Source organism: Desulfovibrio sp. (genome assembly GCA_016208105.1).
In the GTDB taxonomy this organism is placed as follows: domain Bacteria; phylum Desulfobacterota; class Desulfovibrionia; order Desulfovibrionales; family Desulfovibrionaceae; genus Fundidesulfovibrio.
On sequence record JACQYS010000003.1, the window covers coordinates 67,470 to 79,201 of the forward strand.

Consider the following 11,732-nt stretch of genomic DNA (forward strand, 5'->3'; position numbering starts at 1 on the left):
CGCTGTTCACCCCAAAGGAGTCTTTTCATGAACAGAGTCCGATGCCTCCTGTTGTTCGTTCTGGTCTGCTCAACCTCGCCCCTCGCATCCGGACCGGTTTTGGCGCAGGCTTCGCTCGACGCCATGCTGCGGCCGTATCTCGCCAGCCACGGCCTCCCGGCCCTGGCTGCCGCTGTGGTCAAAAACGGTGAGATAGTTGCCGCCGGGGCGGTGGGTACGCGCCGGATGGGGGCGGATGCCCCGGTGACATTGAACGACAGATTCCACATCGGCTCGGACACCAAGGCCATGACCGCTCTTCTCGCGGCCATGCTGGTGGAGGAGGGGGCGCTGCGCTGGAATTCGACCCCGGCCGCGGTCTTTCCTGAATTCGCACCCGGGATGGACCCCGGATTCGCCAAAGTCACCCTGGAACAGCTCCTGTCGCACTCGGGCGGCCTGCCCACGGACAACGAGGTCATCGGCGAGGTCTGGAAACAGGCGATGCTTCAGGGCGGAAATCTCGACACCATGCGCCGTTTCGTGGTTGAGGCATGGAGTACAATGCCGCTCGCCTCTTCTCCGGGGGCACGCTTCGAGTATTCCAACATGGGCTATGTCATCGCCGGGGCCATGATCGAGCGGGCCGCAGGAAGAACCTGGGACGAGCTGATGGTGGAGCGGATCTTTTCGCCCCTCGGCCTTTCCACCGCCGGGCTTGGTTGCCAGGCCTCTCTCGGCAAGGTGGACGCGCCCCTGGGGCACATAATGATTGACGGCAAGGCGCAGGCGTTGTTGGCAGGGCCCAACTGCGACAATCCTTCCATCATCGGGCCGGCCGGGATAGCGCACCTGTCGATTCTGGACTTCGCCCGCTGGGCCTCCTGGAACGCGGGGGAGGGAAAACGCGGTCCGGCCCTGGTCAGCCCCAAAACCGCGCGCAAGCTGCATACGCCGGTCATAGGCTTCACACCCAGGGAGGACGCCAAGCCGGGCACGCCGAAGATCAAGGGCGGATACGGCTTCGGCTGGGGGGTGGTGAAGATTGATTCCGTATCACATCCGCTTCTGCAGCACGGTGGGTCCAACACCTATAACCTGGCGCAAGTCTTGGTGGACACGAAAAAGAACCTGGCCGTGGTCATGGCCGCCAACATCGGCGGTGAAAAGGCCGACGAAGCCATGGGCATCCTGATGCGGGAACTGTACGCGAAATACGCTGTGGCGGCGAAGAACTGAAGGCTACGAGGCATTTGAAGTAAGGGGGCCGCATGGGCCCCCTGAAGCCGGTTACTGGAACTTGCTGGTGATGTTGTCTTTTATCCAGTGCGAGTCCCACCATTCGATGGGCTGAACCTCGATGCCGTGGAGGATGACGCCGAAGTGCAGGTGATCGCCGGCAGCCAGGCCAGTGGCCCCGGTGTTGCCGATGATGGTTCCCCTCTTGACCTCGTCGCCTTCCTTGGCGCTTATCTGGCTCAAGTGCGAGTAGATGGTCTGCAAGCCCCACCCATGGTCGATGACCACGGCGTTGCCGTAGATGCCGAAGAATCCCGTGAAGATCACCTTGCCCGCGTTGGCCGCGGGAATCTGGGCGTTTTCCAAAGAGGCCAGGTCCACTCCCAGGTGGGTCTCCTCGTCGATGCGCTGGTTCTTGTAGTTGTAGGTGCGCCCGTCTCCGAATCCGGCCCTGGGCGCGGCGTTCGGCATGCGCAGGAAGGGGCCCTCCCAGAGCATCTTGGGGGAGGTCTTCTTGGCGAACTCGTGGAGTTTGGCCACGTTTTCCTTGCGCAGGTCGCGGTTGACCTTCACGTAGAGCTGCACCGGGTCCTTGATGTCGGGATACATGGCCTCGAACTGGGGCATCTTGGACTGAAGGAATTCCTCGCCAACGTTTATGGTGTCGTGTTTGAACTTGGTGGCCTTGGCCTGGTAGCGGAAGGTGATGGACCGCTCGTTTCCGGCCGAGTCCTCGGCGTAGAGCTTGGGCTGGAACTTGGAGGGGTCCATGTTCCAGGGGTACACAAAAACGCAGGCGTAGTTGCCCGAATCGAGCTTATAGCCGGGGAAGAAGTACTCCCCCACCTGGACGCCTGAGCGCTCGACATCCTTGTTCACCTGATAAACCACTCCGCAGGCTCCGCCCTGCTTGATGATATGCGCCTGGGACAGAACGCTTATCACCGGAGCCCTGTTGTCCAGGGTCATGGTCTTGGTGATGCGGGTGGTGTTGCCCGCGCTGAAATTGAACACGGACTTGTCCGTGACGACCAGCACCAGGTCGAATTGACCTTCGCGCAGACCGGCCTGGTCCAGGCTGAACTTCTCCTGGATTTCGCGCGGCGCCCCGTCGTAGTTCTTTGAAATAACGGTAGTTTCCTTCTGGGCCTGGAGCACGGACACCTTGAGGGTCTTGATTCCCGAGCCAGGGTCCTTGGCCGTGGCCAAGAACTCGCGCTTGCTGCCGGTGACGGCCCTGTCCGGCGAGAGGACCACTTCGGGGGCGGCCATGTCTCTGGTGAAGAAATACGCGCCGATGCCAAGACCGACGAGGATCAGCAGAAGAAGAAACGAGAGAAATTTGCCCATACTGTGCCGGAGTGGTTGTTTAAGGTGCTGCGCACTGTTCGGCGCGGGTTTCGACCTAGTAACGTGGCGGGGGGGAACGCGCAAGAGGTCTCGGCTCTAAGGGCCTCTCCTTCGGCCCTTGCCGGGTCGCTGTGCGCTCGTGCCTCGCCGGTGGATCTGGCTGATGCTTGAGTATGCCTTGGCGTAGGAGAGATGCTGGGCGAGTCAGCCGGAAACGGAGGTGGGGATCACCGGGAATAAAGGTCCCGGCTTGATAAACCGGACCGGCGCGGGTAGCACCGCTGCATGAAGATTCTCGTCATGGGCATAGGAAACACGCTGTTGGGCGACGAAGGGGTGGGCGTGTACGCCCTGCGCGAGCTGGAATCGCGCTCATGGCCGGAGGGGGTGGAATTCCTGGACGGAGGCATTTTCAGCCAGGACTTCTTCCACCTCTACCAGGACTACGCCTGGCTGGTGGTGCTTGACTGCGTGAAGGCCGGAGGTAAGCCTGGAGAGCTTCACCGGCTGGGCGAGGCCGATCTGGCCAAGGCCAGCCGTCAGGCTGTGGGCGTGCACGACTTCGGCATGCTCGATTCGCTCACCTTTGCCGAGGTGTTGGGCGGGCAGCGGCCCAGCCTGGTGGTTCTCGGCGTGGAGCCCGGGGAGATTGGCTGGTTCGAAGGCCTGACCCCTGCCGTTGCCGAAGCTTTGCCCCGTCTTGTGGACGCTGCGACCCGCGAAATACGTACGCTCCTGGACGGCGTGGTGCAAAACGGGTAATAGCGCGCAAAACGTTATTCCCGAGGCCAACGCGTGAAGATCATTCTGGCATTGGTTCTGGCTGTCCTCGTCTTGCCGGGCTGTGAGAAGAAAAAGGATGCTCCAGCCTTGAGGCCGGTTGCGGTCGGCGTGGCCAAGGTTGAACGCAAGGACGCCCCCCTCACCGTGGCCGGAGTGGGCCATGTGATCGCCATGCGCACGGTGTCCGTGCAGCCCCAGGTCACCGGCAAGCTGGAGAAACTGCACTTCCTGGAAGGGGCCCTGGTGCGCGAGGGCCAGCTGCTGGCCAACATCGACTCCCAGCCTTTCGTGGCGGCGCTTGGCCAGGCCAAGGGCAACCTGGACCGGGATTGGGCCACGGCCGTCCAGGCCGGACGCGATTACGTGCGCTACAAGGACCTTGTGCGCCAGGAAGTGGTGAGCGTCGACGATTACGAACAGAAGCTCACCGCGTTCGACACGGGCTGGCAGCAGGTCAAGGCCGACCAGGCCGCCCTGGAAACAGCCCGCATCAACCTCAATTATTGCAGCATCTTTTCTCCGGTCACCGGCGTCACCGGATACCAGCAGGTGAAGCCGGGCAACACGGTGAGCGCCTACACCTCCACCATGGTCACCATAAACCAGATCCAGCCCGTGCTGGTGCGCTTCTCGGTGAGCGAGGGGGACCTGGCCCTGGTACGCCGCTATTACGGCAAGGAGGTTATCCCCGCCTCGGCCAAGCCGCCCAAGGAGGAACAGGACCTCAAGGAGAAAGGCTTTCTCACCGCCATAGACAACGCCATCGATCAGCAGACAGGCATGATAAGCCTCCAGGCCCAGTTCGAGAATCAGTCCCTGGCCTTGTGGCCTGGCCAGTTCGTGAACGTCGTCGCCACTCTGGCCGTGGACAAGGACCAGACCGTGATACCCTCGGACGCGGTCATGAACCGCCAGGACGGCTCCTTCGTGTTCGTGGTTTCGCAGAATTCAACTGCGGAGATGCGCAAAGTGACCACCGGTCGCACCGTGGGCAGGAAGGAGGTGGTGATCCTGGATGGTGTGTCTCCCGGCGAAACGGTGATCACCGAAGGCGTCATCCGGGTTGCCCCTGGCGGGCCAGTCACCGTGCGCCAGCCCGGAACCGGACAGCCCGAAGCCCAGACCGGGGCCGGTAAATGACCGACCTGTTTATCAAGCGCCCCATAGCCACGGCGCTTATCACCTTCGGCCTGATGTTTCTGGGCATAACGGCGTACAACGCCTTGCCGGTGTCCGAGATGCCGGCCATCGATTTTCCCACCATTCAGGTCAGCGCGTCCCTGCCCGGTGCGGACCCGGAGACCATGGCCTCCTCAGTGGCCACGCCCTTGGAGAAACAGTTCTCCACCATCGCCGGGATCACCTCCATGAACTCGGTGAACACCCTGGGCCAGTCCACCATCGTCTTGCAGTTCGAACTGTCGCGTAACATGGACGGTGCTGGTTCGGACGTGCAGACAGCGATTTCGGCGGCGTCAGGCTATCTGCCGCCCAACCTGCCGAATCCGCCCACCTACCAGAAAGTGAATCCGGCGGACGTGCCCGTTCTCTATATCGGCATGCGATCCAAGACATTGCCGCTCTACAAGCTTACCGACTTCGCCAAGACCTTCGTGTCCCAGCGCATCTCCATGGTGGCCGGCGTGGCCCAGGTGGCCATTTACGGCGACCAGACCTACGCCCCGCGCATCCAGGTGAACCCGGACAAGCTGGCCGCCTATAACCTTTCCATCAACCAGGTGGCCGACGCGGTTCAGGCCCAGAACGTCAATCTGCCCACCGGATCGCTCTACGGCGAGATGAAGCTCTTCACCATCAAGGCCAAGGGCATGCTGATGAATGCCAAGCACTACCTGAACCAGATAGTGGCCTGGCGCTCCGGAAAACCCATCCGCCTCTCAGACGTTGGAACCGCCATCGATTCAACCATCAACGACAAGAACGCCTCCTACCACAATCAAGACCCATCGCTCACCATCGCGGTGCGCCGCCAGCCAGGCACCAACACCATAAAACTGGTGGACGAGATAAAGGCCCTGCTGCCTGCCATTCAGGCCACGCTGCCGCAGTCCATTGAGTTCGAGGTGATGTACGACCGCTCCCAGACCATCCGGGAGTCGGTTCAGGACGTGAAGCTCACCATGGCCCTGGCCGTGGCCCTGGTGGTCGTGGTGGTGTTCTTGTTTTTGAAAAACCTGCGCGCCACGGTGATAGCGAGCCTGGCCCTGCCTGCTGCCCTTATCGGCACCTTCGCGGTGATGAAGCAGATGGGGTTTTCCCTGGACAACCTTTCGCTCATGGCCCTGACCCTGGCCGTGGGCTTCATCGTGGACGACGCCATCGTCATGCTGGAGAACATCGTCCGGCACATGGAGATGGGCAAGCCTCCCATGCAGGCCTCCCTGGAGGGCGCCCGGCAGATCGGCTTCACCATCGTCTCCATGACCTTGTCCCTTGCCGTGGTGTTCGTGCCAATCATGTTCATGGCGGGCATTCTCGGGAGAATCCTCAACGAACTGGCCGTCACCATAACCATAGCCATTCTTGTTTCGGGCTTTGTGACGCTCTCGTTCACGCCCATGCTGTGCAGCCAGTTTCTGCGCCACGGCTCGGTTGGGCATTCGGGCCGCTTCTTTGGCGCGCTGGAGCGGGCCTACGAGAAAAGCCTGCGTTATCTTCTGAAGCACCGTTTCGCCACGCTCATGGCCAGCTTCGGCATACTTGGGATGACGCTCTGGCTCTTCACCAAGGTTCCCACGGGTTTTATTCCCACCACGGATTCTGGCTTTATTTTCGGCTACGCCATGGCCGAGCAGAGCGCTTCCTTCGAAACAATGAAGAAGCGCATCCTAAACGTTGCCGGACTGGTGGCGGAAAACACCAGCGTGCACAAAGTGGTGGGCATCGTGGGAGTTGGCGGACCCAACACGTCCATGAACAATGCGGCCTTCTTCACCTTGGTAAAGCCAGCCCACGAGCGAAAGGACAATATCGACACCGTGCTCGCCCAGCTTCGCCAGAAGGTCTCTGGCGTGAACGATCTGCGCATTTTCATGTTCAACCCGCCAGCCATCCAGATCGGCGGGCGCAGCACCCGCGCTCTTTACCAGTTCACGCTTCTTTCGCCTGAAGTGGACAAACTCTACGAACACGCCAGGAAGTTCGAAGGACTGATGCGGGCATTGCCCGAATTACGAGATGTGAACTCTGACATGCAGATCGACGGCCCCCAGGTTCTTTTGCGCATCGACAGGGACAAGGCGGCCAGCCTCGGTGTCTCGGCCAAGGCCATTGAGACGGCCCTCTGGTCCGCCTATGGCGCGCGCCAGATATCGAACATCTACGCCACCACGGACACCTACCGGGTGGTCATAGAGGTTCAGCCGGAGTTCCAGCTGGATCCTGAGCTTCTCTCCAAGCTTTACGTCCAGCCGGACCTGGAAGAGAACAAAGACAAGAACAAGGACAAGCTGATCCAGCTGAACAATCTGGTGGCCATCGAGCAGACCGTTGGCCCCATCACGGTGAACCACACCGGCCAGCTCACCTCGGCCACCATCTCCTTCAATACCGCCCCTGGCTATTCCTTAAGCCACGCCGTGGCCGCCATCGAAGCCCTGGCAGCCAAGGAGCTTCCCGGGGAGGTGAGCAAAACCTTCGAGGGACAGGCCACCGCCTTCCGGGAGTCCGCTGCCAGCGTGCCTTTTCTGCTGCTTCTGGCCATCGTGGTCATCTATATCATTCTGGGAGTGCTCTACGAGAGTTTCGTGCACCCCATCACCATCCTCTCGGGCCTGCCGTCGGCCGCCCTTGGAGGTCTGTTGACGCTTCTGATCTTCGGGCGCGAGCTGGACCTCTACGGGTTCGTGGGCATCATCATGCTCATAGGCATCGTGAAGAAGAACGCCATCATGGTCATCGACTTCGCCATCGAATCCGAGAAGAGCGGAAAATCCGCCTACGACGCGGTGTTCGAGGGCTGCATCACCCGTTTCAGGCCCATCATGATGACCACCGTGGCCGCCATTGCCGGCATCCTGCCCATCGCCATGGCCTACGGCTCCGGCGGAGAGGCGCGCCAGCCGCTGGGGTTGGCCGTTGCCGGCGGCCTGGCCATATCCCAGGTGGTCACCTTGTTTCTGACCCCGGTGGTGTACACCTATCTGGACGAACTCCAGGGATGGATGAAAAAACGCTACGGAAAGTAGGTGAGGACAATCTCTCTAAGCCGACATGGCGTTTTAACCAGTAGTGAAAAGCCTCCGGCGGCCAAAGGGTTGACTCGGGCCGTCCTGGCCCTCGCCCTGCGGGCGCTGCAAGCAGCGCCTAATTCCGCTGTCCTGCGGAATTGTCAGGCCCTTTGGAACCCCCTACGGTTGCTATCTCGTATCCGGCAGCCTGGTGTGAATGAAGCGGAAATCTTTTAGCGAGCAACACATGATGCGTATTTTCGATGCGGCGGCCACGGCCTCCATGCTGCCCTATGTTCCCCTTTCCGAATCCATAGCCAAGGTCCTGGCAGGCAAGGCCAGTGGAGCCGTATGCTCCCCGGCGCGTTTAAGCATGCCTTTGCCGGATGGCGGAGTGTTGCTGTTGATGCCCGCCGCTGACCAGGATCTGGCCGTGACCAAGCTGATAACGGTGTGTCCCGGCAATTCAGAGAAGGGGCTGCCGCTCATCATGGGCGAGGTGGTGGTGATGCGCGCGGACACCGGCGAGCGCCTTGGAGTGCTGGACGGCCCCGAGGTAACGGCCCGGCGTACCGCAGCGGCATCGCTTCTGGCTGCGGAGCGCTTGGCCCCGAACACCGATGGCCCGCTCCTGGTGGTGGGAGCCGGAGTGCAGGCCCTGTCGCACGCCTTGGCATTTACATCAGGCCTTGGAGTGGGGGAGGTGTTCGTGTGCTCGCGTTCGAGAGGCTCGGCCGACGCCCTGGCTGATCGGTTGCGCGCTGCGGGTCTTGTGGCGTGGAGCGTGGGTCATCCGGAAGAGGTGTTGGACAAAACGCCGCTCATTGTCACCGCAACCACCAGCCCCGTACCGGTGATTCCGGCAAAGGTCCGCCAGGACGCGTTTATCGCGGCAGTGGGATCTTTCAGTCCCAAGCAGGCTGAAATACCGGCTGAGCTGGTGCGCCGCTGCCAACTGTTCGTGGACGACCTGGATGCGGCCAGGTCCGAGGCTGGGGATCTGATCCTGGCAGATGTGGAATGGAAGGAAGTGACCCCTCTTGAACTCGTGCCGGAGCGGCTTGAATTGCCTGGGCCGGTATTCTACAAGGCCGTCGGCTTCGCAGCTCTCGATTTGGCCGCGGCCAGGCTGGCTTTTCCTAGATAAACTTATGCACCAAGACAATTCTTCTCGCATTTGGGGTATTGCCGTTGTTTCGGTGACCCTCTTAGCCTTTGCATTGCGCCTGACAGGGATTGACGGGCCATCCTTCAAAATATGGGATGATTTCTTTGCACTACGCCTGGCGATTAAGGACTATGGAGCCATTATCCATACCTTGATGCACCAGCCCTTCGACGCATATCAGGAATTCCAGCCGCCTTTGTATTATTTTTTTGTGCATGCCTTCCTTGAGTTCGGTAAAACTGACACTCTTGCTCGACTCACGGGCGTGCTGGCCGGAACATTGACCATCCCTGCCGTCTACTGCCTGGGCCGCAGATTGCTAGGAAGGAGTACTGGCTTGGTGGCGGCGCTTCTTCTGGCCGTAAACGTCTACCACATCGAGTACAGTCAACAGATAAGGAACTATGTCCTGTTTCTATGTCTGGCCTCCTGGGCCATGAATTTTTTCGCTGCCTGGCTTCTGGAACGCACCCGGGGAGCGCTTTTTGGCTACTCACTCTGCACCGCCTTGATGCTCTACACCTCATACATGTCCACGGTTGTCGTGGCGACTCAGATGGCGTTGTGGTTGGTCTTTTTCGTCCAGGATGCACGTAGCGGTTTCGGCCGAGCATTAATGGCCCAAACGCCCTTCATCGCCGCTGCGGTTCTTGCCGGAATTGCCTTCCTTCCCTGGCTACCTATCTACAAGAACATCTACGCTGTCCTCTCGGGCATCATCGGCAGCTCACGCCCCCCCCTGTGGGAAACGCTGTCTGTCACTTTCAGAGAGTTTAGCTCCTATTACTGTGAAAATCTTGGGTATCCCGAGATGACGGTTCCCTTCCTGGCGCTTGCCTTGGTCGGAATATGGATGGCGCTCAGAACCCGTGCGTGCCCTGCGGCCATTTTGCTCGCCTGGATGGTGATAACCATGGTCTTTGTGCTCGGTTTCAATCGACAGGGCCTCCATGTCCGCACCCGTCACTTGATCGCAGTGTTGCCCGTGTTCATCTTGTTCGTAGCGCATCCTGTAGGCAGTCTGTTCGGGCGATCGCGTCGCCCTAGGCTAGGCGTCACGGCCGCTTTGGCTGTGGTTATAGCTCTCAACGTTTTCAACTTCCGGGCACTTCCCTTTTTTTACCGTCGGGAGGACGACCGTCTGAAAGATCTCTGTTACACCATGGCCACTTTCAAAAGGGACACGGATCGTCAATTCTTTTGGGGGAGCGATTCCAAGTGGTTCCCCGACGTGAATGAAATCGTGCAAAACTGGTATCTCCCTGGTGTCTTCAAGCGTCCTGACCAGGATTTCTCCCGAGAGTACATGCGCGCCTGGGTGGTCTCGGCTCCCAGTGCGCGTCAGGATTTAGATGCCATGGGAAGTGTCATCGTCCTTGGCAGGCGAGGGTATGCCGAGTATTCACTTGCAGGTATCGTCAATACTTCCCCCCTGGTCTTAGGATTCGACCAAAATGGGCGTTTTCTCCACAGGGAGACATTCGCGAGTCCCTTGTCCTTCGGGTTGTTGCACGATCTGAATAACATCGTGTTGGACAAGGGGCGAGCCATCCTTCGCGACTTAACCGGTCCTGGGCAGGCTACCTGGGCTTTTACTCTTCAAGAGGGAGCTTCCGTCGCGTCCGTACGGGTGGATTTCACAGCGATCTTCCTGGCCGACGTTTCCGGTGTCCCGGATAGTTCAGTGACTGTTTCCGCAGCCGGACCGGATGGCGATTTCACATCCCTGGCCAAATTTCCCTTTAGGGAGTTGGCCGCATCTCAAAACTTCGACGGTAAGCAGCTCGTACTTACCAGCGGGGTGGATGTCCCTCGGGCTCTTTGTCGCGAAGGCCTCCGCCTCCGGCTTGAAATGGACCCCGGGCAGGACCTGGGCACCATTTCAGTCACATCCGTGACCATCTCCGCCACCGGCCAAGCCTGTACAAGCGCAAGAAAATCACAGGCGCGCACGCAACTGGAGCATGCGATGAGTAATACCCTCGTTGCCCCGGCCCTGGCGTCAGCAAACTCTTATGAGGCATCATCTCCCGCTTCGGCAAACGTACTGCCCGGTTTTGTAAATGCCGGAAGGCCAGTGAAGGACTCCATCCCCATGGGCAAACCGCTCCGCGTCTTCACAACGCTTGAGTGCGACCCGTTCGATCCGACCCGTATTGGCGGATCGGCGGCTTTGGCCGCATTCCGCGAAGGGCATCCGGGGCTCAACCCCGTGCTTACTCTGGAAGATGGTGATGTCAGGTATTTCCTGTACGACCCAGCACTTGCTGTTCCTGCCTTGCCTGTTCCCGGCCGGTATGTCCTGGACGCATCAACAAGTACCAGTCTTACTCGCTCTGTGTCAGCTTGGGGACTGATGCCAGGTGCGGCAGTGAGTCTGGATGGGAATGTTCTTCCGCTGGCCTCGGCAGGTAAAGAACCTGCCTATGTGGAATTGGATGGGTCCGGCTTGGGGAGGCTGGTGTTGACGCCCATCTTCGCCAAGGGCGGGCCAGTCGCGCCGGGCGTGGCGGAGGCGGTGGGTGTCAAACAGAAAACCGACGAGGACTGCCTGACTTGCGTGGATGCCAAGCCATGCCATTTGATCTACAAATTGAGTGCCCCAGGCGGTTTCACTTCGCTTACGCTTCGGGCTTACCCGCGGGTCTTCGGCGACTGGAGGCTCAAAAATGGCTGGCAGGCCTCAATCTCCACCGATGGTCGAGTTTTTAAACGCCTGGACTCGCTGACGTCAAATGCCTCTGGCCGGTGGGACGGCTGGCGTGTGCCGCGCACCTCCGGAAAAAAATGGGCTTTACCTCCGCACGATATTTACCTACGTTTCGATCTTTCCGGTGACGGGGTGCAGCTGTGGTCCTCGACAGATTTCCCTATACTCATCCAAGCCGATTGCATGCCCGGGGGAGTTGTCCTGCCATCACCTAGTTCCACATTGGATGCCCTCGGACAGAATGGAGCGGTCCAGTTGTTGGATGCGCCCATGTTTGATGCCAAACATTTATTGCGATCAAACTAATATTCCA

Annotated in this window: 7 protein-coding genes; 6 read left to right on the forward strand and 1 reads right to left on the reverse strand. The window is 59.9% G+C overall.

The features are described 5' to 3' along the window. The first annotated feature begins 27 nt into the window (after positions 1-27). Positions 28-1,218 (forward strand): beta-lactamase family protein, encoded by a 1,191-nt coding sequence (locus HY795_01865; GenBank protein ID MBI4803962.1) that lies wholly within the window; start codon positions 28-30, stop codon positions 1,216-1,218. A 51-nt stretch (positions 1,219-1,269) separates the two neighbouring features. Here HY795_01865 and HY795_01870 read toward each other — a convergent pair whose 3' ends face one another. Then, positions 1,270-2,568, reverse strand: a complete 1,299-nt coding sequence (locus tag HY795_01870; GenBank protein ID MBI4803963.1) for a M23 family metallopeptidase — start codon at positions 2,566-2,568, stop codon at positions 1,270-1,272. 285 nt (positions 2,569-2,853) lie between these two features. Here HY795_01870 and HY795_01875 point away from each other — a divergent pair, with 285 nt between their 5' ends. From HY795_01875 to HY795_01895, 5 genes are all read left to right on the forward strand, one after another. Then, positions 2,854-3,330: a HyaD/HybD family hydrogenase maturation endopeptidase gene (locus HY795_01875; GenBank protein ID MBI4803964.1), complete on the forward strand. Its 477-nt coding sequence runs from the start codon at positions 2,854-2,856 to the stop codon at positions 3,328-3,330. Positions 3,331-3,363: 33 nt separating this feature from the next. Beyond that, entirely contained in the window at positions 3,364-4,491 is a 1,128-nt protein-coding gene (locus HY795_01880; protein MBI4803965.1) for an efflux RND transporter periplasmic adaptor subunit, read from the forward strand. Next, positions 4,488-7,559, forward strand: a complete 3,072-nt coding sequence (locus HY795_01885; GenBank protein ID MBI4803966.1) for an efflux RND transporter permease subunit — start codon at positions 4,488-4,490, stop codon at positions 7,557-7,559. The genes HY795_01880 and HY795_01885 overlap by 4 nt, the downstream gene beginning before the upstream one ends. Positions 7,560-7,791: 232 nt before the next feature. Continuing rightward, positions 7,792-8,688, forward strand: a complete 897-nt coding sequence (locus HY795_01890; protein ID MBI4803967.1) for a delta(1)-pyrroline-2-carboxylate reductase family protein — start codon at positions 7,792-7,794, stop codon at positions 8,686-8,688. Between the two features lie 4 nt (positions 8,689-8,692). Next, the gene (locus HY795_01895) at positions 8,693-11,725 is read left to right on the forward strand and encodes a glycosyltransferase family 39 protein (GenBank protein ID MBI4803968.1); all 3,033 of its coding nucleotides are present in this window, start codon (positions 8,693-8,695) and stop codon (positions 11,723-11,725) included. Positions 11,726-11,732 lie beyond the last annotated feature (7 nt).

Excerpts from the sequence above, each read along its gene's own strand:
- HY795_01865 (MBI4803962.1), top strand. The coding sequence starts at position 28 with ATGAACAGAGTCCGATGCCTCCTGTTGTTCGTTCTGGTCTGCTCAACC.
- HY795_01870 (MBI4803963.1), bottom strand. The coding sequence starts at position 2,568 with ATGGGCAAATTTCTCTCGTTTCTTCTTCTGCTGATCCTCGTCGGTCTT.
- HY795_01875 (MBI4803964.1), top strand. The coding sequence starts at position 2,854 with ATGAAGATTCTCGTCATGGGCATAGGAAACACGCTGTTGGGCGACGAA.
- HY795_01885 (MBI4803966.1), top strand. The coding sequence starts at position 4,488 with ATGACCGACCTGTTTATCAAGCGCCCCATAGCCACGGCGCTTATCACC.
- HY795_01890 (MBI4803967.1), top strand. The coding sequence starts at position 7,792 with ATGCGTATTTTCGATGCGGCGGCCACGGCCTCCATGCTGCCCTATGTT.
- HY795_01895 (MBI4803968.1), top strand. The coding sequence starts at position 8,693 with ATGCACCAAGACAATTCTTCTCGCATTTGGGGTATTGCCGTTGTTTCG.